At 71.9% G+C, this 24,319-nt stretch carries 25 protein-coding genes; 16 read left to right on the top strand and 9 right to left on the bottom strand.

Annotated elements, in window-relative coordinates:
* Positions 1 to 92 precede the first annotated feature (92 nt).
* Positions 93 to 1,037 carry a zinc metalloprotease gene (locus ACMCNK_RS26130; RefSeq protein ID WP_412739005.1) on the top strand — a complete coding sequence of 315 codons (945 nt, stop codon included), beginning with the start codon at positions 93 to 95 and terminating at the stop codon, positions 1,035 to 1,037.
* 92 nt (positions 1,038 to 1,129) lie between these two features.
* Here the strand turns inward: ACMCNK_RS26130 and tkt are convergent, their stop codons facing one another.
* Entirely contained in the window at positions 1,130 to 3,226 is a 2,097-nt protein-coding gene (tkt, locus tag ACMCNK_RS26125; RefSeq protein WP_412739004.1) for a transketolase, read from the bottom strand.
* A 289-nt stretch (positions 3,227 to 3,515) separates the two neighbouring features.
* Here tkt and ACMCNK_RS26120 point away from each other — a divergent pair, with 289 nt between their 5' ends.
* The 5 genes from ACMCNK_RS26120 to ACMCNK_RS26100 all read left to right on the top strand — a co-directional run bounded on the left by ACMCNK_RS26120 (position 3,516) and on the right by ACMCNK_RS26100 (position 9,267).
* Positions 3,516 to 4,034 carry a hypothetical protein gene (locus tag ACMCNK_RS26120; RefSeq protein ID WP_412739003.1) on the top strand — a complete coding sequence of 173 codons (519 nt, stop codon included), beginning with the start codon at positions 3,516 to 3,518 and terminating at the stop codon, positions 4,032 to 4,034.
* A gap of 203 nt (positions 4,035 to 4,237) precedes the next feature.
* Positions 4,238 to 5,632, top strand: coding sequence for an alkaline phosphatase PhoX (locus ACMCNK_RS26115; RefSeq protein WP_412739002.1), 1,395 nt, complete (start codon positions 4,238 to 4,240; stop codon positions 5,630 to 5,632).
* 103 nt (positions 5,633 to 5,735) lie between these two features.
* Positions 5,736 to 6,962 (top strand): ROK family protein, encoded by a 1,227-nt coding sequence (locus ACMCNK_RS26110; protein ID WP_412739001.1) that lies wholly within the window; start codon positions 5,736 to 5,738, stop codon positions 6,960 to 6,962.
* Between the two features lie 116 nt (positions 6,963 to 7,078).
* Positions 7,079 to 8,728: a glycoside hydrolase family 30 protein gene (locus tag ACMCNK_RS26105; RefSeq protein ID WP_412739000.1), complete on the top strand. Its 1,650-nt coding sequence runs from the start codon at positions 7,079 to 7,081 to the stop codon at positions 8,726 to 8,728.
* Positions 8,725 to 9,267 (top strand): carbohydrate-binding protein, encoded by a 543-nt coding sequence (locus ACMCNK_RS26100; RefSeq protein WP_412738999.1) that lies wholly within the window; start codon positions 8,725 to 8,727, stop codon positions 9,265 to 9,267. The genes ACMCNK_RS26105 and ACMCNK_RS26100 overlap by 4 nt, the downstream gene beginning before the upstream one ends.
* A gap of 11 nt (positions 9,268 to 9,278) precedes the next feature.
* Here the strand turns inward: ACMCNK_RS26100 and ACMCNK_RS26095 are convergent, their stop codons facing one another.
* Both ACMCNK_RS26095 and ACMCNK_RS26090 read right to left on the bottom strand, forming a co-directional pair.
* Positions 9,279 to 10,364, bottom strand: coding sequence for a diguanylate cyclase domain-containing protein (locus tag ACMCNK_RS26095; protein ID WP_412738998.1), 1,086 nt, complete (start codon positions 10,362 to 10,364; stop codon positions 9,279 to 9,281).
* 86 nt (positions 10,365 to 10,450) lie between these two features.
* A complete protein-coding gene (locus ACMCNK_RS26090) occupies positions 10,451 to 10,744 on the bottom strand; it encodes a hypothetical protein (RefSeq protein ID WP_412738997.1) in 294 nt (97 codons plus the stop codon).
* Between the two features lie 174 nt (positions 10,745 to 10,918).
* Between ACMCNK_RS26090 and ACMCNK_RS26085 the strand changes: the two genes are divergently transcribed.
* Genes ACMCNK_RS26085 through ACMCNK_RS26070 form a run of 4 tightly spaced genes read left to right on the top strand, consistent with a single transcriptional unit; the run spans position 10,919 to position 14,139 of the window.
* Positions 10,919 to 11,335, top strand: coding sequence for an RrF2 family transcriptional regulator (locus tag ACMCNK_RS26085; protein ID WP_412738996.1), 417 nt, complete (start codon positions 10,919 to 10,921; stop codon positions 11,333 to 11,335).
* Positions 11,336 to 11,343: 8 nt separating this feature from the next.
* Positions 11,344 to 12,399 carry an ABC transporter substrate-binding protein gene (locus ACMCNK_RS26080; protein ID WP_412738995.1) on the top strand — a complete coding sequence of 352 codons (1,056 nt, stop codon included), beginning with the start codon at positions 11,344 to 11,346 and terminating at the stop codon, positions 12,397 to 12,399.
* 17 nt (positions 12,400 to 12,416) lie between these two features.
* Positions 12,417 to 13,208, top strand: coding sequence for an ABC transporter ATP-binding protein (locus ACMCNK_RS26075; protein ID WP_412738994.1), 792 nt, complete (start codon positions 12,417 to 12,419; stop codon positions 13,206 to 13,208).
* Positions 13,198 to 14,139 carry an ABC transporter permease gene (locus ACMCNK_RS26070; protein WP_412738993.1) on the top strand — a complete coding sequence of 314 codons (942 nt, stop codon included), beginning with the start codon at positions 13,198 to 13,200 and terminating at the stop codon, positions 14,137 to 14,139. Before ACMCNK_RS26075 ends, ACMCNK_RS26070 begins: the two co-directional genes overlap by 11 nt.
* Here the strand turns inward: ACMCNK_RS26070 and ACMCNK_RS26065 are convergent.
* Positions 14,126 to 14,575, bottom strand: coding sequence for a rhodanese-like domain-containing protein (locus tag ACMCNK_RS26065; RefSeq protein ID WP_412738992.1), 450 nt, complete (start codon positions 14,573 to 14,575; stop codon positions 14,126 to 14,128). The genes ACMCNK_RS26070 and ACMCNK_RS26065 overlap by 14 nt on opposite strands.
* On the bottom strand, positions 14,572 to 15,045 hold the full coding sequence (locus ACMCNK_RS26060) for a cysteine dioxygenase (protein ID WP_412738991.1): 474 nt from the start codon (positions 15,043 to 15,045) through the stop codon (positions 14,572 to 14,574). The genes ACMCNK_RS26065 and ACMCNK_RS26060 overlap by 4 nt, the downstream gene beginning before the upstream one ends.
* 229 nt (positions 15,046 to 15,274) lie before the next feature.
* Here ACMCNK_RS26060 and ACMCNK_RS26055 point away from each other — a divergent pair, with 229 nt between their 5' ends.
* The gene (locus tag ACMCNK_RS26055) at positions 15,275 to 15,805 is read left to right on the top strand and encodes a hypothetical protein (protein ID WP_412738990.1); all 531 of its coding nucleotides are present in this window, start codon (positions 15,275 to 15,277) and stop codon (positions 15,803 to 15,805) included.
* Positions 15,806 to 15,837: 32 nt separating this feature from the next.
* A complete protein-coding gene (locus ACMCNK_RS26050; protein ID WP_412738989.1) occupies positions 15,838 to 16,167 on the top strand; it encodes an STAS domain-containing protein in 330 nt (109 codons plus the stop codon).
* 9 nt (positions 16,168 to 16,176) lie between these two features.
* On the opposite strand, the gene ACMCNK_RS26045 is transcribed toward ACMCNK_RS26050, so the two are convergent.
* Positions 16,177 to 17,136: a GlxA family transcriptional regulator gene (locus ACMCNK_RS26045; RefSeq protein WP_412738988.1), complete on the bottom strand. Its 960-nt coding sequence runs from the start codon at positions 17,134 to 17,136 to the stop codon at positions 16,177 to 16,179.
* A 139-nt stretch (positions 17,137 to 17,275) separates the two neighbouring features.
* Here ACMCNK_RS26045 and ACMCNK_RS26040 point away from each other — a divergent pair, with 139 nt between their 5' ends.
* Positions 17,276 to 17,407 carry a hypothetical protein gene (locus ACMCNK_RS26040; protein WP_412738987.1) on the top strand — a complete coding sequence of 44 codons (132 nt, stop codon included), beginning with the start codon at positions 17,276 to 17,278 and terminating at the stop codon, positions 17,405 to 17,407.
* A gap of 39 nt (positions 17,408 to 17,446) precedes the next feature.
* Here ACMCNK_RS26040 and ACMCNK_RS26035 read toward each other — a convergent pair whose 3' ends face one another.
* Positions 17,447 to 18,739, bottom strand: a complete 1,293-nt coding sequence (locus ACMCNK_RS26035) for a BTAD domain-containing putative transcriptional regulator (protein ID WP_412738986.1) — start codon at positions 18,737 to 18,739, stop codon at positions 17,447 to 17,449.
* 177 nt (positions 18,740 to 18,916) lie between these two features.
* On the opposite strand from ACMCNK_RS26035, the gene ACMCNK_RS26030 reads away from it, so the two are divergent.
* Both ACMCNK_RS26030 and nhaA read left to right on the top strand, forming a co-directional pair.
* Entirely contained in the window at positions 18,917 to 19,651 is a 735-nt protein-coding gene (locus tag ACMCNK_RS26030) for an alanyl-tRNA editing protein (protein WP_412738985.1), read from the top strand.
* 63 nt (positions 19,652 to 19,714) lie between these two features.
* Positions 19,715 to 20,992, top strand: coding sequence for a Na+/H+ antiporter NhaA (gene nhaA / locus ACMCNK_RS26025; protein ID WP_412738984.1), 1,278 nt, complete (start codon positions 19,715 to 19,717; stop codon positions 20,990 to 20,992).
* A gap of 4 nt (positions 20,993 to 20,996) precedes the next feature.
* On the opposite strand, the gene def is transcribed toward nhaA, so the two are convergent.
* Positions 20,997 to 21,542: a peptide deformylase gene (gene def / locus ACMCNK_RS26020; protein ID WP_412738983.1), complete on the bottom strand. Its 546-nt coding sequence runs from the start codon at positions 21,540 to 21,542 to the stop codon at positions 20,997 to 20,999.
* A gap of 10 nt (positions 21,543 to 21,552) precedes the next feature.
* A complete protein-coding gene (locus tag ACMCNK_RS26015; RefSeq protein WP_412738982.1) occupies positions 21,553 to 22,719 on the bottom strand; it encodes a M48 family metallopeptidase in 1,167 nt (388 codons plus the stop codon).
* A gap of 268 nt (positions 22,720 to 22,987) precedes the next feature.
* Here ACMCNK_RS26015 and ACMCNK_RS26010 point away from each other — a divergent pair, with 268 nt between their 5' ends.
* A complete protein-coding gene (locus ACMCNK_RS26010; protein WP_412738981.1) occupies positions 22,988 to 24,232 on the top strand; it encodes an EAL and HDOD domain-containing protein in 1,245 nt (414 codons plus the stop codon).
* The last annotated feature ends 87 nt before the right edge of the window (positions 24,233 to 24,319 follow it).

Genomic DNA, 24,319 nt, shown 5'->3' with positions numbered 1-24,319 from the left:
CACCAGCGTGTCCCGACGGCACGGAGGAGGTCGCCCGCGGCACGCTCGCGGAGGGCCACGCCGGCGATCCCGGATCACGGAGGGCACAGCATATGCACAGGACTTGGACTCAGCGGCTGGCACTGCTGACGGGCGGGGCCGCGATGGTCGTGGCGGCCGGCGCGGCACCCGGCGTCGCTCCGGCCCTGGCGGCGTCCCCCGCCGTCAAGGCGTGCGCCACCCAGGCGCCCAGCGAGACCCGCCTGGCCCGCGGTGCCCAGGTCCCGGACCCGGAGCTGTACGGGTCGACCGAGGCCAAGGTGTACGACGGCATGAAGAACTCGCGCCGGCTTCCGAACGGCAGCGTCACCGTCCCCACCGTCTTCCACATGATCTCCGACCACGCGTACACCGCGGCCGAGAAGGCCCGCTGGCAGCAGATGATCACGGCCCAGGTGAAGGTCCTCAACGACTCGTACTCGGGCCGCACCGCGAAGAACGCCTCGGACACCCCGTTCCGGTTCAAGCTCAGCGGTACGACGTGGACGGTGAACGCGGCCTGGTACAACATCGAGCCGGGCAAGGCCGAGAAGGCCATGAAGAACGCCCTGTACACCGGGAACGCCCGCACGCTCAACGTGTACGCGGCCAACATCGCGGACGGTGTGCTCGGCTGGTCGTACTTCCCGAAGAAGGTCACCAAGCCCGGTCGCGCGTTCATGGACGGGGTCGTGATGATCGGCGAGACGATGCCCGGCGGCACGGCCGGTGACTACTCGCAGGGCGACACCCTGACCCACGAGACCGGGCACTGGCTGGCGCTGGAGCACACGTTCGAGAACGGGTGCAAGAAGAAGGGCGACCACGTCGACGACACGCCGTCGGAGGCGACTGCCCAGTTCAACTGCCCCGAGGGCGCGGACACGTGCTCGGCACCGGGGCTGGACCCGATCCACAACTTCATGGACTACACGCAGGACTCGTGCATGAACATGTTCACCCCGGGTCAGGCCAAGCGGATGAGCGACGCCTGGGTCGCGTTCCGCGCCAACGGCTGACCCGGCCGGCCGCGCACCGGCGCCGCAACTCCGGTGCAACGGCCACCGCACGAAACATCCGCCCCGCGTCTGCGGGGCGGATGTTTCGCATGTCAGCCGTGGTCCGGAGCACTGACCGCGGAGGCGTCCCCACGGTGCCGGGCGATCTGCTCGCGGGCCTTCTGCACCACCGCCTCGGGCGTGAAACCGAACCGGGTGAGCAAGGCCTTCAGCGGCGCCGACTCGCCGAACGTGGACATCGCCACGATCGCGCCCTCGGTGCCCGCGTACCGCTCCCAGCCGAACGCGGACGCCTGCTCGATCGCCACCCGGGCGGTCACCGCGGGCGGCAGCACGCTCTCCTGGTACTCCTTCGACTGGCGGGCGAACAGCTCCCACGACGGCAGGCTCACCACGCGGCTCCGCACCCCGCCGGCGGTCAGCTCCTCGTGCGCGGCGACCGCGAGCGACACCTCGCTACCGGTGGCGATGAGGATGACCTCGGGGTCGCCGCCGGGCGGGTCGGCCAGCACGTACGCGCCGCGGACCAGGCCGGAGGCCGGGGCGTACCTGGTCCGGTCCAGGGTGGGCAGCGCCTGGCGGGACAGCACGAGCGCGACCGGTTCGTGGCGAAGCGGCATGAGGAACCGCCACGCCTCGGCGACCTCGTTGGCGTCCGCCGGCCGGATGTCGATCATGCCGGGCATGGCCCGCAGCGAGGCCAGGTGCTCGACCGGCTGGTGGGTGGGACCGTCCTCGCCGACCCCGATCGAGTCGTGCGTGTAGGTGTGGATCACCGGCAGTTCCATCAGGGCGGAGAGCCGGACCGCGCCGCGCTGGAAGTCGTGGAAGATCAGGAACCCGGCCTGGTACGCGCGCAGCTTCGACAGCGCCAGCCCGTTGGCCACCGCGGCAGCGGCGTGCTCGCGGACCCCGAAGTGCAGGTTGCGCCCGTCGTACGAGCCGGGCTCGAAGGAGTCCTCCCCCTTGAGCAGGGTCTTGGTGGACGGGGCGAGGTCGGCCGACCCGCCGACCAGCCAGGGCACCCGCCCCGCGACCGCGTTGAGCACCCGCCCGTTGGACTCGCGGGTGGCCAGCCCCTTCGGGTCCGCCTCGAACGTGGGAATGTCGGCGTCCCAGCCGTCCGGCAGGGTCCGCTTCTGCATCCGGTTGAGCTCGTCAGCCAGGTCGGGGAACTGCTGGGCGTACGCGGCGAACTCGGCCTCCCACTTGTGCCGCAGTTCGCCGCCGCGCGCACCGACGCCGTTCGAGAACTGCGTGTACACCTCGGCGGGCACGTGGAACGCGGGCTCGGTGGGCCAGCCGAAGAACTCCTTGGCGGCCCGGACCTCGTCCACGCCGAGCGGTTCGCCGTGCGCCGCCGCGGTGCCCTGCTTGGTGGGCGCGCCGTACCCGATGTGGCTGTCGACGATGATCAGGGTGGGCCGTGCCTGCTCCTGCCGGAACACGGTGTAGGCCCGTTCGAGCATGGCCAGGTCGTTGGCGTCGCCGACCCGGGTGACGTTCCAGCCGTACCCGATGAAGCGGGTCGCCACGTCGTCGCTGAACGCCAGACCGGTGGCGCCCTCGATGGTGATCCGGTTGTTGTCGTAGATCCAGCAGAGGTTGGCCAGCCGCAGGTGACCGGCGAGGCTGGCCGCCTCCTGGCCGACGCCCTCCATCATGTCGCCGTCGCCGCACACCGCGTACACGTCGTAGTCGAACAGGCCGAAGCCCGGCTTGTTGTACCGGGCGGCGAGCCAGCGCTCGGCCATGGCCATGCCGACGCTGGTGGCGATGCCGGTGCCCAGCGGCCCGGTGGTGGTCTCCACCCCGGAGGTCCACCGGTACTCGGGGTGCCCGGGGCACTTCGATTCGAGCTGCCGGAAGTTGCGCAGGTCGTCCAGGGAGACCGCGGGCTGCCCGATCGTCTCGTAGTCGGCGTTGATCGCCTTGACCCCGGACAGGTGCAGGAGCGAGTACAGCAGCGTGGACGCGTGCCCGGCGGAGAGCACGAACCGGTCCCGGTTGGCCCAGATCGGCAGCTCCGGGTCGAAGCGCAGGAACTTCTGCCACAGCGTGTACGCCACCGGCGCCAACGCCATCGGGGTGCCGGGGTGCCCGGAGTTCGCGGCCTGCACCGCGTCCATCGCGAGTGTGCGGATCGCGTTGACCGACAGTTGGTCGAGGTCCGTCGAAGTCGCCGTCATGTCCGTAGTCTCCATCCGGCCACGGGGTCGTGCATCCGATTCGGCCAGGTCTGAGCCGCGGCAGCCCCGGACCTACCCACCGGTAACTTGCCGCAGCGAGGCGACCTCATGATCAAGATCCGCTCTGCTGTCCACAACAGATCGATGCGTCGAATCCACGAAGGACATACGCGCCGCGTGTCGGATCAAGGACCCGGCGCCGATTCCGGTGGAATTGCACCCTTTCCTCGCCACCCTGGAGACCCAGCGCCCGGCAGGGGGGTCGCGGCGCGGACCAGAGGGGGATCGCATGTCCAGGCTCGCAAAGATTCTCACGGCGACAGCCGCAGCCGCGGCGGTCGTGCTCACCGGTACGGTCGCCCACGCGGTGATCACCGCACGGGTCGGCACGTTCACCGAGCAGCAGCAGTTCGTGCATCAGACGGACGCCTGGTCCACCAGCGCGGCCGCGTTCGTCAACGTGCCCGGCGCCACCACCACTGTCGTCGTTCCGGCCGGCACGCGTCGGATGCTCGACGCCCGGTACACCGCGGAGTCGTTCTGCTCCGGCGGCGGCTGGTGCTCCGTACGCATCATCGTGATCACGCCTTCGGGCGGGGTCATCGAGCTGAGCCCGGTGGTCGGCACGGACTTCGCGTTCGATTCGGGCAGCACCGCGGACAACTGGGAGAGCCACGCGATCGAGCGCACCTCGCCGTTCCTCGCCGCGGGCACGTACCGCGTGCAGGTGCAGGCGGGTGTGGTGGCCGGGGCGACCAGCGTGCGCCTCGACGACTGGACGCTCGCGGTCGAGCGGATCCGCCCGTAGCTCTGCCGCAGGTTGCCCGGCACGCGTTCCGGTCGCGTGCCGGGCACTCGCGCGGGAAACGACCGTCCGGCCATGGCCGACTACGGGCCGCACCCGACCCTTCACGCAGTGTTCATCGATCGGTCGCCCGGCCGGGGGAGACACGGCTGTCCCGGTTCGCTTGCGTACGGGGCACCGTCCACCCGTACTCCATGGAGGAACCCATGAGCAGTGCCCTCCCCCGCCGCGACGTCCTGCGGGCCGGCATGGCCGGCGGTCTCGGCATCGCGATCGGCGGCAGCCTCGACGCGATCGCCGGTCCCGCCGAGGCCCAGGCCGCCTGCCGCCCCGCAGCCGGGTACGGCCCGCTCGTCCCGGACCCGAAGGGCCTGCTCGCGCTGCCCAAGGGCTTCCGCTACGAGGTCGTCGCGCACGCCGGTGAGACGCTGCTCGAAACGGGCCAGCCGACCCCGAGCGACGCCGACGGCACGGCATGCTTCCGCTCCCGCTCCGGCTGGGTCCTGGTCAACAACCACGAGATCAACGGCAGCGAGCCGTACGGCGTGCCCGCACTGCCCGGCCTCACCTACGACCCCGGCGCCAAGGGCGGCACCACCACCATCGACGTGGACTCCCACGGCGCCCGGGTCCGCGAGTACGTGAGCCTGGCCGGCACGCACAACAACTGCGCGGGCGGCATCACCCCGTGGAACACGTGGCTGACCTGCGAGGAGACCGAGCAGCGCGCGGGCGGGGTGTTCCAGAAGGACCACGGGTACGTCTTCGAGGTCGACCCGGTCGACCGGGAGGCGAACCGCGATCCGCTGCCGCTGCGCTTCCTCGGCCGCTACGCCCACGAGGCGGTCGCGGTCGACCCGCACACCCGCGAGATCTACCTGACCGAGGACGCCAACACGCCGCTCGGGCTGTACTTCCGGTGGACGCCGCCGCGCCGGTTCCGCGGCGGCAAGGGCGCGCTGCGGGCGCTGGCGCTCAGCCCCGGCGGTGACACCGCGGGCACCCTGGAGGCGATGCGCTGCACCCGGGACGGGCAGCACGTGGCCGACCTGTCCGAGGCCACCGAGCCCGGCACCCGCTACGACGTGACCTGGGTCGACGTGCCGGACCGTCTCGCGGCGACGGTGTCGGTGCGCAAGCAGTTCACCGACGACCAGATCACCCGCAGCCGGAAGCTGGAAGGCCAGTGGTACGGCGACGGCGGCATCTACTTCGTCGCGTCGTACGCCCGCAAGGACGACGGCAGCCGCAACGAGCACGACGGCCAGGTCTGGTTCTACGACCCGCGCCACGCCACGGTCACGCTCAAGACCATCTTCGGGGTCAACCCGGACCCGGCCGCGGAGGGCAACTTCGACGGTCCGGACAACATCACGGTGTCGCCGCTGGGCGGGCTGATGATGGCCGAGGACGGCGAGGGCCTGAACCACCTGATCGGCCTGACCGAGCGCGGCGAGGCGTACCCGATGGCCCGCAACGAGCTCAACGACAGCGAGTTCACCGGCCCCACGTTCAGCCGGAACGCGGACATCCTGTTCGCGAACATCCAGGACCCGGGCCTGGTCTTCGCGATCACCGGGCCGTGGGGCCGCCGCCACTGACCACGGACACGGGTGCTCCGGCCGCCGGCCGGGGCACCCGTGCGATGGACTGACCGGCCGCCGCGGTGTAGACATGTCCGCAGGTAGCGGCTGTCGGAGGCATATGGGCGTCAGTTTCACCTCGGGGCGGGCACGGTTCGCCGTCCCGGAGGCATCCACGGTGACGTCGCTGCGCCAGCGCAACCGCTCGCTCGTGCTGCGGCACATCATCCTGGCCCGCGAGACCACCCGGGCCAAGCTCGGCCAGGTCTGCGACCTGTCCCCCGCCTCGGTCACCAAGCTCGTCGCCGAACTGATCGGCGAGGGTCTGGTGCAGGAGAACGGCTCGGTGTCGTCGCGCGGCGGGCGTCCGATCGCGCTGATCGGCCCGCGCCCGGAGTCCGCGTACTCGATCGGCGCCGACGTCGGCGAGAGCGGCGTCACGGTCGAGCTGTTCGACCTCACCATGCAGCGGGTGGACCGCGAGTTCCGCGGCGGCCGGCACGAGGAGTCCGCCGAGACGATCGCCCAGGATCTCGCGGACGCACTCGCGGCGCTGCGCGAACGCAATCCGTATGCGTGGCCGCGCCTGCTCGGCATCGGGCTGGGACTGCCCGGCCTGGTGGAGACGGTCGCGGGCGACCGCCAGATCCTGTACGCGCCGACCCTGCCGTGGCCGCCCGTGCCGGTCGACGAGCTGCTCTCCGCGGACGTGCCGGTGTTCGCCGAGAACGGCGCGAAGACCCAGGCCAAGGCGGAGCTGTGGTTCGGCGCCGCCCGCGACGTGGAGCACTGCCTGGTCGCGCTGCTGGGCCGCGGCGTCGGTCTCGGCCTGATCAACGAGGGCCACCTGACCCACGGGTACGCGTCCAGCGCGGCCGAGTGGGGGCACACGAAGGTGCAGCGCGGCGGCCGGCTCTGCCGCTGCGGTGGCCACGGGTGCCTGGAGGCGTACGTCGGGTCCGACGCCATCCTGGACGGGTGGCGGCAGGCCGGTGGGGCCGTGGACGGCACCGGCTGGCAGGCGATCGGCGCGTTCCTTGACGCTGCCGAGACCGACCCGGCCGCGGCGGCGCTGCGCGACGAGGTCGTCGACACCGTGGGCATGGGCCTGGCCAACATGGTGAACCTGACCAACCCGCAGCGCATCATCGTCGGCGGCTGGGTCGGGCTGCGGCTGATGGAACGCCTCGCGGAGCCGCTGGAACGGGCTGTCCGCAGGCACAGTCTGGCCCGGCCCGGCGCACAGTTCGACCTGCATCCGTCCACGTTCGGCGGTGACGCGGTGGCGCTCGGCTCCGCGATCATGCCGGTGGAGGCAATGATCGCCGCCGATACCGGTACCGCCTGACCGCACTAAAGTTACGCCTTGACTTAAGTCGGAACAGCGGCGCAGACTCCGTCCATCAAGGACGCTCGCTTCCGGCCCCACGGGGCCGGCAAGACCAGCACCGCCGAGGAGGCGCCGTGCGCCGTTCCCGGATCGTGGCACTGATCGCCGCATCCACCATCGTCTCCGCGCTGACGGGCCCGCCCGCCGCGGCCACCCGACCGGAATCCCCGCAGGTCACGGGCACCTACTCAACCGGCGCGCACCACGCCTGGCAACCGCTGGCCGCCGTACGGTCCGGCGGGCCGGCGGACGCCACCGTGGTCGTCGACCCGAGCCGGACCCGGCAGCGCTACACCGGCATCGGCTTCTCGCTGGACGAGACCAGCGTGTCCAACCTGTGGAAGCTCAGCCCGGAACGGCGGGACGCCGCGATCCGCCTGCTCGTCGACCCGCGGACCGGCGCGGGCCTGGACCGGTTCCGGATCACCATCGGCAGCCCCGACCTCATCGAGCACCTGCCGTTCTGGTCGGCGGACGATCTGCCCGAGGGCGTCACCGAGGACTTCGCGCTGCGGTACTTCTCCCTCCGGCGCGACCTCGACCTGCACATCATCGACACGATCAAGCTGATCCAGCGGTACAACCCGCGGGCGACGTTCTTCGCCTCCGCGTGGAGTGCGCCCGCGTGGATGAAGACGAACCACAGGTTCCTCGGCGAGGTGGCGCTCAAGCCGGGCAGCACCACGGACTACTACCAGGCCGGCAAGCTGCGCGACGACTGCATCGACGTGCTCGCCCGGTACTACGTCACGTTCGTCCAGGCGTACGCGCGGCACGGCATCCGCATCGACGCGCTGACGCTGCTCAACGAGCCCGGCATGGACGTCGTCTACCCGGCCATGGACATCGACGTCACGCAGCAGCAGCACCTCGCGGTCGCGATCGACCACGCGTTCGCCGCGGCCCGCCTCGACACGCAGCTGTACGTGCACGACTTCAACTTCTGGGACTGGCGCGACCCGCACGGCACCACCACGAAGAACTACTACCGGATCCTCGACGACCCGCGGGCCCGGCAGGCAGCCGACGCGATCGCGTTCCACCCGTACTGGGGGGATCCGGCCGTCATGCGCGACGCCTACGAGCAGTACGGCAAGCCGGTGCACCTGACCGAGACCAGCGACCTGTCCCCGGCCACGGTGCTCGCCGACTTCCGGCTCGACGCGTCCTCGTACGTGCTGTGGGCGCCCGCGACCGACCAGGACGGCGGCACGCTGCACTGGACCCCGGCGCGGGACAACAACCTGGACTGGGACGAGGTGGCCCGCACGACGACATGGCCGGACCGGCTGGTCACCGTGGACACGAGAACCGGGGATTTCCGGGTACGTGACGAGTTGTCCGCGCTCGGCCAGTTCGCCCGCTACCTGAACCCCGGTGACGTCCGGGTGGAGTCCAGCGCCACGACCGGCGGGATCGCCAACGTCGTGTACCGGGACGGCGACCGCTGGACGGCGATCCTCGGCAACTCCCACGACACCGACGCCGCGGTCCGGGTCGTGCTGGCCGGACGGTCGTTCGTGGCGACCGTGCCCGCGCACGCGTACGCCACGCTGCGCTGGCGGGCCCCGCTGCCACCGCACCCGCGCAACCACCCGCCCGCTCCCGCCCCGGTGCCGGACGTGACCGCGGACCAGTACGGCACCGTACGGGTGCCGCTGTCGGCCACCGATCCCGACGGTGACCGCTGGCGTTCTACGCCACCGACCTGCCGGACGGCGTGAGCGTCGACGCGGCCACCGGGGTCGTGACCCTGCACCCGACCGAGCCCGGCGAACGCGACCTGCGGTTCACGGTCACCGACGGGCGGGCCGCCACCGACGTGCGGGTGCACCTGACCGTCCGGCCGCACGGCGCGCCGATCGGCGAGAAGGTCGAAGCCGAGGCGTACGTGGCGCAGCACGGCTGGGCCGAGGGCGGCGCCGACTTCGTGGAGAACACCCCGTCGGCCAGTGGCGGGCGCGACGTCGGCTGGACGGCGCCCGGCAAGTGGCCGCGGTACCGCCTCGACGTGGCCTCGCCCGGCACGTACGACCTGGAGCTGCGGGTCGCCAACGGCACCGGGGCCGACGCGCCCGGCGCCGTCTCGGTACGCGACGCGGCCGACCGCACCCTGGCCACCGTGTCCGTGCCCGACACCGGGGGATGGGCGTCGTACCGGTCGGTGCACGCGAGCGTCGTGCTCGACGCCGGCCCGCAGGACATCACCGTGTACTGCGAAACCGGCGGGTTCAACCTCGACTACTTCCGGCTCACCGGCTGAGCCGGAAGGAGTCAGCGCGGCGCCGGCTCCGGGGCGAGCCGGCGTCGTTTGGCGCGGTACATCTCCGCGTCCGCGACCGCGAGGAGCTGGGCGAACCCGTCCGTCACCGTTCCGATCGCGCACCCGACGCTGGCGGTGACCCGATGTGTCCCGGTGCGCCCCACGACCGGCTGGGCGACCACCGCCCGGAACCGGGCGGCCGTCTCGTGCACCGCCTCGTCGACGTCGACGCCGACCAGCACGGCGACGAACTCGTCGCCGCCCATGCGGGCCAGCAGGTCACCCTCGCGCAGGTGCCGCTGCATCCGCCGGGCCACCACCTGCAGCACCTCGTCGCCCGCTTCGTGACCGGCGGCGTCGTTGACCCACTTGAAGCCGTCCAGGTCGACCACCATGACCCCGATCCGGGTGGGCGGCTGCCGCAGCAGCGCGTCGACCCGGGCGCGCAGGCAGGCGCGGTTGGGCAGCCCGGTCAGCGCGTCGTGGGTCGCGGCGTACTGCAGGCGGGCCTTGCTGCGCTCCAGCGAGGAATGCATCCGGGCGTGCAGGATGGCGATCGCGGCGTGCTCCGCGAACAGCGACAGCACCTCGATCTGCTGCGGGCCGGGCCGCACCCCGCCGTCGGGCAGGTCGACGCTGAGCACCCCCACCCACTCGCCGGACGGCGCCGTCAGCGGGGCGAACAGGCAGTCCTGCGGGTGCCAGCCGTCCGGGTCGTCGGGCTCCGGGATGTCCGGGATCCAGGTGCACAGGTCCTCCGGGATGCCCTTGCGGTGATCGACGAAGTACAGCGCACCCCAGCGCTCGGCACGCCGGAACAGCTCCAGCCAGTGCTCGGCGCTGCCGCGGGTGCCCACCATCGACCGGCGCAGCTCGTCGCTGCCCGCGGCGGAGACGACCGTGAAGTCCCCGTTCGGCTCGGTGAGGTTGACCACAGCCAGGCCGAAGCCGGCCGCCTCGACCACCCCCTCGGCCACCGCGTCGAGAGTCTCGGTCAGGTCGAGGCTGCTGTGTACGCGCTTGCTGACCGCATTGAGCGCCCGCAACGCCTGCAGATGCCCATCGGTGTCCCCCCGTACGCTCACACCGTCCAGCATGGAACAAACTGTAATCGCAGAAATCCATTGCGGACGATGAATTGCCGGATGGTGGACTGGCCGGCTCCCGCGCGTGCGGGCCGGCGTCAGCCCAGCAGCTCGGTACGCAGCTCGTGCGCCCCGTCCGCGCGGGTGGCCTCGTAGTAGATCCGGTGCCGGCCCCCGGCAGGCGCCAGAGTCAGGTAGCGCAGCCCGTGCGGCGGGTACGGCGACCCGATCGGCGGCTCCGGTTCCGCCGCGAGCGGCCCGAACGTCCCGTCGTCCGCGAGCCGCCCGCGCGCCACGCCGGTGCGCTCCTCCCAGTTCTCCTCCGCGCTGGCCCGCCCGTCGTACGCGGCCAGCAGCTCCTCGCCGGCCTGGAGCACCGCGGGCAAGGGCATGGCGCCTCCTCCGCGGAGGAATCTCTACTGAACACGTAGGATTGGTAGAGGGCAACCCGATCGAGTGACAGCACTCGCTTGACAGTCATACCCTGCATCATCGAGTATTCCCATCAACCAGATCGAGATTGCGGAAAATTGGATCTCGACCGTCGGGGAGAGGACGTCACCACCGTGTACGTCTCAGCGCGCACCGACTACGCCGTCCGGGCCATGCTGGCCATCACCGCCGCTCACCCGCGGCTGGTGAAGGCCGCAGAACTCGCGGCGACCCAGGACATCCCGCTCAGCTTCCTGCACGGCATCCTGCTCGATCTGCGTCGCGCCGGGCTGCTGCACAGCCACCGCGGGATGGAAGGGGGCTACGCCCTGACCCGGTCCCCGTCCGAGATAGCGGTCGGGGACGTCGTCCGGGCGACCGGAGGTGCACTGAGCTCCGTACGCGGACAGCCCACGGAGGTCGCCCGTTACCACGGGGCGGCCGCCGGTCTCCGCGATGTGTGGCTGGCCGTCCGGGACGCCATCGAGGGCGTGCTGGACACCACGACCCTGGCGGATCTCTCCGCCACCAGCACAGTACAAATCACCTAGGAGTGCACATGAGCTCCCGTATAACCCGCGCCTTTGCCCTCGCGGCGGCCGCCCTGGTCACCGCGACCGCATTGAGTGCCTGCAGCGACGACAATTCGGCCGACTCCACCGGCGAGGCAGCGACGCTGCGCCTCGGCTACTTTCCGAACATCACCCACGCCCCCGCCCTGGTCGGCGTGAAGAACGGGCTGTTCACCCAGGCGCTGGGCACGACAAAGCTGGAGGCGAAGACGTTCAACGCCGGCCCGGCCGCGATCGAGGCGCTGTTCTCGGGCGCCATCGACGCCACGTACATCGGGCCCAACCCGGCGATCAACGGGTGGGCCAAGTCCAAGGGCACCGCGTTGAAGATCATCGCCGGGGCCACCTCGGGCGGCGCCGCGCTGGTCGTGCGGCAGGGCATCAACAGCGCCGCCGACCTCAAGGGCAAGAAGATCGCCACCCCGCAGCTCGGCAACACGCAGGACGTGGCGCTGCGGTACTGGCTCAAGAGCCAGGGTCTCAACGCCGACCATCAGGGCGGCGGCGACGTCTCCATCCTGCCGCAGGACAACGCGACCGCGGTGCAGGCGTTCGCCCAGGGCGCCATCGACGGCGCGTGGGTGCCGGAGCCGAACGTCGCCAAGATGGTGACCGACTCCAAGGGCAAGGTGCTGGTCGACGAGAAGACGTTGTGGCCCGGCGGCCAGTTCGTCACCACCCACCTGATCGTGTCGCAGAAGTTCCTGGACAAGTACCCGACCACGGTCAAGAAGCTGCTGCAGGGCCACATCGCCGCGGTGAACTTCCTCAACGCCGACAAGGCCGCCGCCGAGAAGGCCACCAACGACCAGCTCGCCGCGCTCACCGGCAAGCCGCTCAAGGAGCCCGTCCTGCAGTCGGCGTTCGCGAACCTGACGTTCACGGTCGACCCGATCGCGCCGTCGCTCTACGGCAGCGCCAAGCACGCCAAGGAGGTCGGGCTGCTGCAGCCCGTCGACCTCAAGGGCATCTACGACCTCGGCCCGCTCAACGAACTGCTGACCGCCTCGGGCAAGTCCGCGGTCAGCGGCGACGCGGCCTAGCAGGAAAGGCAGAGTCCATGAGCCTCACCGCTCAGGACGCCCGCCCGGCGGACGACCAGCGTACGAACGCGGTCGTCCGCCTGGACGGGGTGTCCAAACAGTATGGTCGCGGCGCCGGCGCCCTGCTCGCCCTCGACCGGGTCTCCCTCGACGTGTACCCGGGCGAGTTCGTGTGCCTGCTCGGCGCGTCCGGGTGCGGCAAGAGCACGCTGCTGTCCCTGGTCGCCGGGCTGGACCAGATCAGCGGCGGCACGCTGGACACCGGCGGCCGCCGGGTCGCCCTGATGTTCCAGGAGGCCGCGCTGTTCCCGTGGCTGTCGGTCGCGGGCAACGTGGAGATCGCGCTGCGCCTGCGCGGGGTCGGCCGCACCGAACGCCGCGAGCGGGCCGCCCAGCTGCTGGAGACCGTACGTCTCAAGGGGTTCGGCGAGAAGCGGCCGCACGAGCTGTCCGGCGGGATGCGGCAGCGGGTCGCGCTGGCCCGCGCGCTCGCCCAGGAGGCGGACGTGCTGCTCATGGACGAGCCGTTCGGCGCGCTGGACGCGATGACCCGCGACATCCTGCACGACGAGCTGGAACGGATCTGGCGCGAGCGCGAGCTGACCGTCCTGTTCGTCACGCACAACGTGCGGGAGGCGGTCCGGCTGGGCGACCGGGTTGTGCTGCTGAGCAGCCGGCCCGGCCGGGTCATCGAGGACTACCCGGTGGACCACGAGCGGCCCCGGCGCATCGACTCCCCCGAGGTCGCCGGGCTGGCCGCGACCATCACCGACCGACTGCGCGCGGAGGTCTCCCGTCATGCCCACTGACATGACCGAGCGCACCGAGGGCCACGAGGGCAGGTCCGGCCGGCACGACGCGCCCGGTAAACGGGCCGACCGCGACGCCGCCGACCGGGTCACCGGGCTCGACGCGCTCGAACTGGGCGGGCGCCCGGTCGAGGAACGCACCCTGGGCCGCCTCGGGGGGAACGTGTGGCGCGCCGCCTGGCCCAAGCTGCTCGCGGTCGGGATCGTCATCGCGCTGTGGCAGGCCGCGTACTGGGCCGAGCTGAAGCCGCCGTACGCGCTGCCCGCGCCCGGCGAGGTTTTCAGCGAGCTGGGTTCGCTGGTCGGCACGGCCGACTTCTGGGAGTCCGTCCGGCTCACCATGGTCCGGGCGATCACCGGGTTCTCGCTGGCCGTACTGATCGGCACGCTGGTGGGTGCCGCGGTGGCCCGCTTCACGCCGCTGCGCGCGGCGATCGGGTCGTTGATCACCGGACTGCAGACCATGCCGTCGATCATGTGGTTCCCGCTGGCCATCCTGCTGTTCCAGATCAGCGAGAGCGCGATCATGTTCGTCGTGGTGATCGGCGCAGCGCCTTCGGTGGCCAACGGCCTGATCAGCGGCATCGACTACGTGCCCCGGACGTGGCTGCGGGTGGGCCAGGTCCTCGGCATGCGCGGCTTCGCCAAGTACCGGCATCTGATCCTGCCCGCCTCGCTGCCGTCGTTCATCTCCGGGCTCAAGCAGGGCTGGGCGTTCTCCTGGCGCAGTCTGATGGCGGGCGAGCTGCTGGTCATCGTGCCCGGCGCGCTCTCCATCGGCGTTCGGATGCAGGGCGCCCGCGACCTGGTGGACGCGCCGCTGGTGATCGCCTACATCATCGTCGTGCTGGTCCTCGGCATTCTCATCGACATCCTGTTCAACGCCGCCGACAACGCGCTGCGCCGCCGCTGGGGGCTCACCGCGTCCTGACGTCCTTCCCGCGCCGCCCGTCTCCACTCTCGGGGGCGGGCGGAGTCGTGGGCAGCGCGGCCGCCCGCCAGGCGGCGAACCCGCCCGCCAGATCCGTGGCCCGGTGCAGGCCGAGTGTCTGCAACGCCGCCGCGGCCAGGGAGGACGTGTAGCCCTCCTGGCAGACCACGATCACCTGCAGGTCGTAGCGGTCGGCGACGGGCAGCCGGGCGTCGCTGCGCGGGTCGAACCGCCACTCCAGCACGTTGCGCTCGACCACCAGCGCGCCCGGGATCTCGCCGTGCTCGGCCCGCTGCGCGGCGGGCCGGATGTCCACCAGGACGGCGCCGTCCTGCTGCGCCGCGTGCGCGGCGGGCGGGGACAGCCGGTCCAGGCGGGCGCGGGCCTGGGCCAACAGTTCATCGATCCCGTACGAGCCGGGTGGCGCGCCGCTCACCACTCGACCCCGGCGTGCTCGACCTCGGCGATCTCCAGCCCCATGGCACTGAGACGGTACCGGGTCATGGTGGTCAGCGCGGGGCCGTACACGTGCACGCTGACAGCGGGACGGCGGGACCGGTTGACGATCCGGTGCACGTACCGGGGTCCGAAGCTGTGCCCGAGGCCCGCGTCGAGGTGTCGTACGTTCATCCGGTATCCCCCGTCCGCGACCGGCGTGACCACGTCCTCCACCAGCGAGCCGCTGACCACGTGCAGGGCGCCCGCGGAGCCGCCGTGGTCGTGCAGGTCCGTGCCCTGGCCGGGCAGCCAGGTGAGCAGCCACACCTCATGGTCGGGGTACTCACCGAGGCGCGCGTACCACCGGTCGGTCGCGCTGAACCGGGGTGCGACCGGCCAGGCGAGCGGGTCGGCGGCGTAGCGGCGGGCGATGGCCAGGTGATCGGTGACGACCGCGGCCTGTGTCATGACGACCTCCAATGCTCCCAATGCCTATCTGTTTAATAGGCATTGTGCAGCACCATACCGGGCAACTCGCCGCCATGCATCTATATCCCATAGGTTCAATGTGATTTAATGTCAGCCCTCCCCGGTTCGTGCCAAGGCCGCTGCGCGCCCGGCGCTCCGGCTGCCGCCGCGGGCACAGTGTGCTGCGACCAAACGGCTGCACGACCAGGACACCGAGGAGAGGCACAACATGCGGGGACAGAAGCTGTGGGGACTTGCCGGCGTGGCGGCGGTCCTGGCGGTGGGCACAGGCTGCACGGCCCAGAAGACCACCACCACCCCGCCGGCACCGGCCGCCACCGGCAGCACCGCCACCGGCAGCACTCCCGCCGCCACTCCCTCCGCCTCGAAGTCGGCCACCGGGCAGCCGTCGAAATCAGGCGCGCCGAAGGGTTCCACCACGCCGAGCCCCGCACACACCGGCACGTCCGCGGCGGGCTTCGGCTGCCCGGTGACCGGCGCGACGCTGGTGAAGGCGCTCTACGCCGACCCCAGCGACATCAAGGACCGCCTCGCGAAGACCGCGACACTGAGCGGCGTCGAGTGCTACGAGGGCTACGCGCTCGGCCGCACCAACCCGAAGGACGCCGACCACGCGATGGTCGTCTTCCGATACGACGCCGCACGGCACACCTGGCACCCCGTCTCCGGCGGCACCGCCGGATACTGCGACAACGTCGTGCCCTCCGCCGTACGCAAGCACCTGACCCACTGCAACTGAGCGAAACCATCCACGGGAGAGGCGGCGACCCCATGCCGTTCGACTGCACGCTGCAACTGGCCGGTGACACCGTGATCGTGACCCCGGAAGGGGACATCGACCTGGCGACCTCCCGGGCCGTACGCGAGATCCTGCGCGAGGTCGTGGCGTCGCGGATGGACGGCCGGGTCGTGGTCGACCTGGAGAAGGTGACGTTCGTGGACTCCGGCGGCATCGGCGTGTTCGTCGCCGCCAAGCGGGCCGCGGCCGCCCGGGGCGTGGGCTTCGGCCTGCGTAACCCGGGCCCCGTGGTCCGCATGCTCCTGGAGGTCACGAAACTCGCCGACCACCTGGTCGAGGAGCCGCACCCCACGGCCGGCTGAGCCCGCCGCTCAGGCGGCGCGATGCTGGAACGTGGCGCGATACGCCTGCGGGGTGGTGTCCAGCCGCCGCGTGAAGTGGTGCCGCAGCGTGGCCGCGCTGCCGAAGCCCGCCCTCACGGCGATCGCGTCGACGCCCAGGTCGGAGTCCTCCAGCAGGCGGCGGGCGAGCAGGACCCGCTGGCCGGTCAGCCAGTCGTGCGGCGTCACGCCGGTCTCGGCCCGGAACCGCCGGGCGAACGTCCGCGGCGCCATGTGCGCCTGCGCGGCCATCGTGTCGACCGTGTGCTCCTGGTCGAGCTCCGCCAGCACGCGGGTCAGCACGGGCTGCAGCGTGTCGCAATGCCCCAGCTCCGGCACGGGGGTCTCGATGAACTGCGCCTGCCCACCGTCGCGGTGCGGCGGGACCACCATGCGGCGGGCCAGCATCGTGGCCACCGCCGAGCCGTGCTCCTCCCGCACCAGATGCAGGCCGAGGTCGATGCTCGCCGCGGTGCCGGCGGCGGTCAGCACCCGGCCGTCGGCGACGTAGAGGACATCCGGGTCGACCCGCGCGTGCGGGAACGTGGCAGCCAGCGCGTCGGAGTGCCGCCAGTGCGTGGTGCAGCGGCGGCCGTCCAGCAGACCCGCCGCGCCCAGCGCGAACGCCCCGGTGCACAGGCTCATCAGCCAGGCGCCGCGGTCGTGTGCACGCCGCAACGCGTCGAGCACCTCGGTGGGCGGCGGAGCCTGGTCGTATCCGTACGGCACGACCGCGACGAGATCGGCGGACTCCACCGGGGTCAGATCGTGGCCGGGGGTGATCGAGAAGCCCGCGTGCGTACGCACCGGCCGACCGCCGGGGCTGCACACCGAGAACTCGTAGCCGGGCAGCCCCTCGGCGGTGCGGTCGTATCCGAACAGCTCACACACCACGCCCAGCTCGAAGACGGCGACCTCGTGCATGGCGATGACAGCGATCCGTTCGAGCATGCCGCCAGCCTACGCCGAGTGGCAGGATTTTGTGGAACAGTGGCATCTCTGCCACTGTCGGCGGCCCCGGCGGGGCGGCAAGCTAGGTATCAACACCCGGTGCGCACCGGCCACTACGCCGGACAGGGGTTACGTCATCATGGCACTCGCAGTTCTCGTGTTCTTCCTGTTTCTCACCATCGCAGCGGCGCTGGGCCTGACCGCCGACAGCCGCGACGGCGCCGACTGGCAGCCGACCGTCGACGGTTTCCGCGCCCCGCGCCGCCCATGACCGCCGACGCGGCCACCGGCCGGGGCGGGTGACGGGTGCTCAGCAGGCCCCGCAGGTCCCGACGCTGCACCAGCGGCGAGCGCCCTGCTCGTCGAGGAACAGCCACCCGCACCCGGCTCCGGGACACGCCCGTACGCCGAACCGCCGGGCGTCCGCGAGCAGGTGCGCCGCACTCAGCGCGGCCGCCCACACCGGCAGGCGCAACCCGGCGCTCGGGGAGATACGCCAGTAGCCCAGGCCGTCCGCCCCGAGCGCGAACGTGGCGGATCGGGCCGCCGACTCGGCCGCGTCCGCCACCGCCTTGAACGCCGCCGCGTCGCCGTCGTCGGTGAGGCACGCGTACAGGCGGGCCCGCAGGTCCCGCGCCTCCGCCAGGACGTCCGCCGCGGTCGCCGGATCCTGCTGGGCGGCGCGCAGCAGGCGCGTCACCACCCAGTCGTCGGCCAGCCCGGCATGGCCCGCCCAGACGGCCAGGGCCCGATACGAGCGCAGCCACTCGGACCTCTCCCGGGGCCGTGGGCGCCACTCGTCGGCCCATCCCGCGTACGTGTTGCAGAACTCCAGCGCGGGATGGCCGCCGGTCAGCCACGGCAGCCACTCCTGCCGCACCCGTACGAGGTGCATCGGGCCGGGCGGCCGGTCCAATCCCGGGTCGGCCCGGGCGACCCGGTCGCGGACCTGCACGAGATCGGGGCCGGGCTCGCCGCCCTGCTCCGCCAGCGCCGCCGCAGCCCGGCTGAACAACGCCAGCGCGTCCGCCCGGCGCCCCTGCCGGAACAGGGCGGTCATCGCCAGCCCGGCCAGGCGTTCCCGGGCCGGATATGCGTACGCCAGCGGCAGCGCACCATCGGCGGGGGCGCCGGAATCGAGCCGGAGCCGTGCATACTCCTCCGCCGTGGCCAGCCGCAGATCGGTCAGCTCGGCGTCGGCGGGCAGGTCGCCGCGCCACAGCTCCAGCGCCCCCGCGGCGAGCCGGGCCCGCTGCGCCGGATCCGAGGTAGCCCGGGCCGCGGTCGCCAGCTCCCGGAACCGGTATGCGTCCACGACCGCCGGGCCCGGGTCGATCCGGTACCCGTCCCCCACGTGCGCGATCCGCACGCCGTACGGCTCCAGCGCCTGACGCAGCCGCGCCACGTACGTGTGCAGCGTGCCGCGGGCGGTGCGGGGCGGGTCGTCCGGCCACACCGCGTCGATCAGCCGGTCCGTGCTGACGGCCCGTCCCGGCGCGGCGATCAGCAGTGCGGCCAGCGCGAGCCGCTCCTGCCGGCGCCCCACTCCGACACCCCGCGACTCGTGGGTGGCCTCGAACTCACCAAGCACACGCAGCTCCATGACCGTCCGAGGTTAGGTCCGCTGTGTACGGACGGAGAATGGCCGGATCCGGCAGGAACGGTGACCGATTGCTGACTTGGCTTTCCGCCGCCCCGGTGCTGACCGGGCGCGCACCCGCATCGACCGGTCGGCGGCGAGCGCGGCCCCGGAACGGGCATCCGGTTCTAGACTTCGCGAATGGCGTTCGAGCAGCACGGCCACACCCACCGGCTGGACTGGGCCGATCCGACGGTCCGCGAGTGGGACTGCACCGTCGTCTTCGCCGACCCCGAGGCCGGCATCGTGCTGGACCGCTCGGCGTTCTACCCGGGCGGCGGGGGCCAGCCGCCGGACCACGGCGTACTCATCTGGCAGGGGGTGCAGACCCGGATCGTGGACACCCGCAAGGGTGACGACCTGTACCTGATCCCCGCACCGGGTGACCCGGTCCCGCCCGCCGGTACGGCGGTGCGCGGCGCCCTCGACGACGAGCGGCGCAGCAGCCTGATGCGTACCCATTCCGGGCTGCACATCCTGTGCGGCACGGTGTTCCGCGACTTCGGCGCGCTGGTCACCGGCGGCAACATGCAACCCGGCGAGGCACGCATGGACTTCAACCTGCCCGAGGTGCCGCCCGGCTTCAAGCAGGCGCTGGAGGACGCCGTGAACGCGGAGATCGGCGCCGACCGCAAGATCGTGGCGCGGGTGCTGCCACGCGAAGAGGCGCTGGCCATCCCGGACCTGGTGCGTACGCAGGACGCGCTGCCGCCGCTGGACATGCCGGAGATCCGGGTCGTGGACATCGTCGGACTGGACGTGCAGGCTGACGGCGGTACGCACGTGGCGTCGACCGCGCAGGTCGGGCGAGTGCAGATCGTCAAGGTGGAGAGCAAGGGCCGGCAGAACCGCCGCGTCCGGCTACGCCTGGTCTGACCAGCCGCCGCGTGCCGCACGCTGGTCGGCGGCGGCGTTCGTCACCCCAACCGGAGGTACGTCATGGCCGCACCAGGACTGTTCGGGCGCGGGAGCTGGGCCGAGGCGCGCCGTGTCGGGGACATCCTGCGCCGGGAGACGGTCGGCGGCGTCCTGCTCATGTGCGCCGCGCTGACTGCCCTGATCTGGGCCAACTCGCGCTGGTCCGACGCGTACCACGAGCTCTCGGACGTCCGGGTCGGACCGGCGGCGCTGCACCTCGATCTCACGCTCAGCGCGTGGGCCTCGGACGGCCTGCTCGCGATCTTCTTCTTCGTGGCGGGGCTGGAGGTCAAGCGGGAGTTCCTCGCCGGTGACCTGCGCGACCGACGGCGTGCGGTGCTGCCGGTGGCCGCCGCGGTCGGCGGCATGATCGTCCCCGCGCTGCTGTACACGGCGGTCAACCTGGCCGGCCCGGCGGGAGCACTGCGAGGCTGGGCCATCCCGACCGCGACGGACATCGCGTTCGCGCTGGCCGTGCTCGGTCTGATCAGTACGCACCTGCCGACGGCCCTGCGCACGTTCCTGCTGACCCTGGCAGTCGTGGACGACCTGCTGGCGATCGTGGTCATCGCGGTCTTCTACACCGCGACACTGCACCCGGTGCCGTTGCTGCTGGCGGTGCTGCCGCTGGCCGCGTTCGGGGTGCTCGCGCAACGCCACGTCCGCTCATGGTGGCTGCTGCTGCCCCTGGCCGGTACGACGTGGGCGCTGGTGCACGCGTCCGGGGTGCACGCCACGGTCGCCGCGGTGCTGCTCGCGTTCACGGTGCCGGTGGCCCGCCCCGACGACGAGGCGGAACCCTGCCTGGCCGAACACTTCGAGCACCGGTGGCGGCCGCTGTCGGCCGGGTTCGCCGTACCGGTGTTCGCGTTCTTCGCCGCGGGGGTCACGGTGACCGGCGGGCTCGACGCGATCGTGCACGACACGATCACGATCGGCATCGTGGTGGGCCTGGTGGCCGGCAAGACCATCGGCATCACCGGGGCGACCTGGCTGGTGCAGCGCTTCACCCGGGCCCAGCTCGCGGCCGGGCTGAGCTGGTGGGACGTCCTCGGGCTGGCGGTGCTAGGCGGGGTCGGGTTCACGGTGTCGCTGCTCATCGGGGAGCTGGCGTTCGGCGTGGGCACCGTACGCGAGCAGCACGTGAAGCTCGGCGTGCTGGTCGGCTCGCTGCTGGCCGCCGGGCTGGCGACGATCGTGCTGCGCGCCCGCAACCGGCACTACCGCCGGCTGTGCGCCGAGGAGGAGATCGACACGGACGCCGACGGCGTACCGGACGTGTACCAGCGCCAGGAGTAAGGCGTCAGTTTGTGGGCACGCCGACTCCGACGCCGGGGTGGCGTTCACTCTCGGCCAGCAGGCGCTTGCGCTGCTTCGCCGGGAGCCGGTCGACGTAGAGCAGCCCGTCGAGGTGGTCGGTCTCGTGCTGCAGGCAGCGGGCGAGACGCCCCGTGCCGTCGATGCGTACCGGCTTGCCGTGCATGTCGACACCGGTCACGTACGCGGTCGGCGGGCGCCCGACCTCGGTCTGCGGCCCCGGCACGGACAGGCAGCCCTCCCCGTCGACGTCCAGGTCCCGGTGCTCCGGCAGGTGCAGCACCGGGTTGACCACGTGGGCCACGACATTGCGGCCGGTCTCGTCGGGGCAGTCGACGACGAAGACGCGGGCGTCCACGCCGATCTGGTTGGCCGCGAGGCCCACCCCGTTGGCGGCCGCCATGCTCGCGAACATGTCCGCCACGAGCTGCTGGAGGTCGTCGTCGAAGACGGTGACGTCGGCGCACCTGCGGTGCAGGACGGGGTTGCCGTACCGGGTGATGGGCCGTGGGGTGCCGGATCGGGTCTGCACCCGGCCCATCCTAGGTGGCGGAGCCGCCCGAGCCGTCCGTACCGTCCGCGCCGTTGCCGCCGTCCGCGCCGTTGCCGGAGTCGGAGCCGTTGCCGCCGTTGGGTTGGGCGGCGCGGCGGGCCGCCCGGGCGGCCGCGTCGGCGGCGGTACCGGCCCAGGCCCGTGCCTTGCCCGCCTGGGTGCCCGCCCAGTCCCCGAGGTCGACCGCGCCGCCGCCCATCCGCCGGACCAGGGTGACCAGGGGGTCCGGGGAGCCCTGGAAGGCCTCCGAGTAGTGGGCCGCTGCGGCCTTGACGTCCGCGGTGACCGAGGCCTCGCGGTCGTCGTCGCGGCGCGGGTACTCCCCGGCCAGGATCCGGGTGTACTCCCCGGAGTCGATCCACTTGTTGAGCTCCGCTGCCCGGGCCACCGGCACCGGGTGGGTGCTCCACGCGGTCAGACCGATCTTGTGGATGCTGTCGCGCAGGTCGCCGCCACCGGAGTACTCGGCGGCCTGCTCCAGGAACGCGGCCGTGTCGATCTGCGACAGGTCACCGCCGCCGGCCAGCTTCATCAGCAGCCGCAACGACGCCGCCGGGTCCTGCCCGGCCAGCAACCCGGCCCGGTCCGCGGACAGCTCCGCCTTGCGCCACCACTCGTACATCCCGGCGATGATGGCGCGCAGGGCGATCGCGCCGACCGGCAGCCAGCTGACGTTGGTCACCCATCGGGTCAGAATCGTCATGATCGTCTTGTAGACCGCGTGGCCGCTGCGTACGTGTCCCAGTTCGTGCCCGAGCATCGCGCGCAGCTCGTCGTCGTCCAGCCGCTCCACCGCGCCCGTGGTGACGACCACGAACGCGCGGTCCATGCCGATCGCCTCACCGTTGATGACCGGCTCCTGCCGGACGTACAGCTCGGGCAGCTCCGCCAGGTCCAGCGTGGCGGCCGCCTCGACGAACAGGCGGTGCACCCGCGGATACTGACGGTGGTCGACACGGATGGCACCGGCCAGGTACGACAGCCGGAAACCGCGCTCGTTCCACATGCCGAAGAAGCCGCGAACCAGGTCGTCGAAGCCGCGCAGCTCACGCAGCGCGGTCAGCGCGCCGCGGTCGGCGGGGTGCTCCCACGCCCGCGAGCTGATCCCGGTCAGGGTCACCCGCTGCCGTGCGGGCCGGTTGTCGTCGACCGTCATGCCCTGTCGCCCCTCTGTCCGTCGCTATCTGACGCCCACCAAGGTCCTGGCGGCCCGATGCCGCTTGCAGCCTCCCGGGCGCGGGCTGCGCGGCGCATCGGCTCGGAGCGGGACTTCCCCGGCCGCCCGGCTGCGACTTTCGGCCGATCCACCGACGCGCGACAGCCGCTCGACCTGCCCGAACGCGCCACGGCCGGGGCCGCAAAGTGGGAGGAAAGTTTCCTCTGCAAAAGGTCAACCGGGCCTCAAGGCTGCCGATAGTGGGCCCGTGAATCCCTCGGTGGCCCGTGCGCTTTCCGGCACCCAGCCCGTCCATGTCGGCCGACAGCCGATCTTCGACCGGCTCGGTGGCGTGGTCGCCTACGAGCTGCTGTTCCGCGGCAGTGCCGACGCGGTCGACGCGGGCCGCCGGGACACGTTCGCGACGAGCCAGGTCATCGTGAACGCGTTCACCGAGTTCGGGATCCCCGAGGTCGTCGGCGACCGGCTGTGCTTCATCAACCTGACCAGGGAGTTCCTCACCGGCGAGCTGACCCTGCCGTTCGGCCCCGGGCAGGTGGTCCTGGAGGTGCTGGAGACGGTCGAGGTCGACGACGAGGTCATCGCGGGCATCACGGAACTGGCCGCGGCGGGCTACCGGATCGCGCTGGACGACTTCGTCTGGGGTTCGGGGCACGAGCGGCTGCTCGACCTGGCCTCGTACGTGAAACTCGACCTGCTCGACGGCGACCTGTCCCGGCTCGGCGACATCGTGGCCGAGTGCCGCCGCAGGCCCGGCCTGCAGATCGTGGCGGAACGGCTGGAGACCGCCGAGCAGGTCGCGCTCGCCGACAGCTACGGCCTCGAACTGCGCCAGGGCTACGCGCTGAGCCGCCCGCAGGTACTCACTGCGCGCAGCCTGTCCCCGTCGCGGATCCGTCGCCTCGAACTGCTCAGCGCACTGTCCGCTGCGGACGCCGACCTGGAGCGGGTGCACGCCATCATCGCCACCGACCCGGCGCTGTCGCTGCGGGTGCTGCGGGCCAGCAACTCCGCGGCGGCGGCCAGCGCCACCCGGATCTCGTCGGTACGCCAGGCGATCGTGATGATCGGCCTGGCGCACATCCGGCAGTGGGCGATGCTCATGGTGATCGACGACGTGGCCGAGGCGACCGAGGATCAGCTCATCACCGCGCTGACCCGGGCCCGGCTGTGCGAGAACGTCGCCGGGGACGTCGCGGTGGCGCCCGAGGCCGCGTTCATGGTCGGGCTGATCGTGGGCGTGGCCGAACTGCTGAACGTGACCCCGGCCGTGATGGCCCGGCAGCTCCCGCTCGCGGCGGAGGTGACCGAGGCGCTGGTGCAGGGATCCGGGCGGCTCGGCACGGTGTTGCGCACGGTCCAGGCGTACGAGCACGGGGATCTGCCGGGCACGAGTGGGACGCCGGTCGGGCGGAATCTGACCACCCAGTGCATGGACGCGATGGCGTGGTCGACCCGGGCCGTGCTGGCCGCCGCTCCCGCGGCCTGCTGACGCCCCGCCGACTCCGGCGCACCGGTGTATAGCCCGCTGCACGTTCGTGTGGCGATTTGCGTGATCGAGGTAGTCTCCCCGGCGAAC

It is taken from the genome of Krasilnikovia sp. MM14-A1259 (assembly GCF_047159535.1).
In the GTDB taxonomy this organism is placed as follows: Bacteria; Actinomycetota; Actinomycetes; order Mycobacteriales; family Micromonosporaceae; genus Actinoplanes.
Note: the sequence above shows the minus strand (reverse complement) of the source record. Positions and strands in the feature narration are given on the sequence as shown.

Coding starts and splice junctions, on each gene's coding strand:
- ACMCNK_RS26130 (WP_412739005.1), top strand. CDS start 93: ATGCACAGGACTTGGACTCAGCGGCTGGCACTGCTGACGGGCGGGGCC.
- tkt (WP_412739004.1), bottom strand. CDS start 3,226: ATGACGGCGACTTCGACGGACCTCGACCAACTGTCGGTCAACGCGATC.
- ACMCNK_RS26120 (WP_412739003.1), top strand. CDS start 3,516: ATGTCCAGGCTCGCAAAGATTCTCACGGCGACAGCCGCAGCCGCGGCG.
- ACMCNK_RS26115 (WP_412739002.1), top strand. CDS start 4,238: ATGAGCAGTGCCCTCCCCCGCCGCGACGTCCTGCGGGCCGGCATGGCC.
- ACMCNK_RS26110 (WP_412739001.1), top strand. CDS start 5,736: ATGGGCGTCAGTTTCACCTCGGGGCGGGCACGGTTCGCCGTCCCGGAG.
- ACMCNK_RS26095 (WP_412738998.1), bottom strand. CDS start 10,364: ATGCTGGACGGTGTGAGCGTACGGGGGGACACCGATGGGCATCTGCAG.
- ACMCNK_RS26090 (WP_412738997.1), bottom strand. CDS start 10,744: ATGCCCTTGCCCGCGGTGCTCCAGGCCGGCGAGGAGCTGCTGGCCGCG.
- ACMCNK_RS26080 (WP_412738995.1), top strand. CDS start 11,344: ATGAGCTCCCGTATAACCCGCGCCTTTGCCCTCGCGGCGGCCGCCCTG.
- ACMCNK_RS26075 (WP_412738994.1), top strand. CDS start 12,417: ATGAGCCTCACCGCTCAGGACGCCCGCCCGGCGGACGACCAGCGTACG.
- ACMCNK_RS26070 (WP_412738993.1), top strand. CDS start 13,198: ATGCCCACTGACATGACCGAGCGCACCGAGGGCCACGAGGGCAGGTCC.
- ACMCNK_RS26060 (WP_412738991.1), bottom strand. CDS start 15,045: ATGACACAGGCCGCGGTCGTCACCGATCACCTGGCCATCGCCCGCCGC.
- ACMCNK_RS26055 (WP_412738990.1), top strand. CDS start 15,275: ATGCGGGGACAGAAGCTGTGGGGACTTGCCGGCGTGGCGGCGGTCCTG.
- ACMCNK_RS26050 (WP_412738989.1), top strand. CDS start 15,838: ATGCCGTTCGACTGCACGCTGCAACTGGCCGGTGACACCGTGATCGTG.
- ACMCNK_RS26045 (WP_412738988.1), bottom strand. CDS start 17,136: ATGCTCGAACGGATCGCTGTCATCGCCATGCACGAGGTCGCCGTCTTC.
- ACMCNK_RS26040 (WP_412738987.1), top strand. CDS start 17,276: ATGGCACTCGCAGTTCTCGTGTTCTTCCTGTTTCTCACCATCGCAGCG.
- ACMCNK_RS26035 (WP_412738986.1), bottom strand. CDS start 18,739: ATGGAGCTGCGTGTGCTTGGTGAGTTCGAGGCCACCCACGAGTCGCGG.
- ACMCNK_RS26030 (WP_412738985.1), top strand. CDS start 18,917: ATGGCGTTCGAGCAGCACGGCCACACCCACCGGCTGGACTGGGCCGAT.
- nhaA (WP_412738984.1), top strand. CDS start 19,715: ATGGCCGCACCAGGACTGTTCGGGCGCGGGAGCTGGGCCGAGGCGCGC.
- ACMCNK_RS26015 (WP_412738982.1), bottom strand. CDS start 22,719: ATGACGGTCGACGACAACCGGCCCGCACGGCAGCGGGTGACCCTGACC.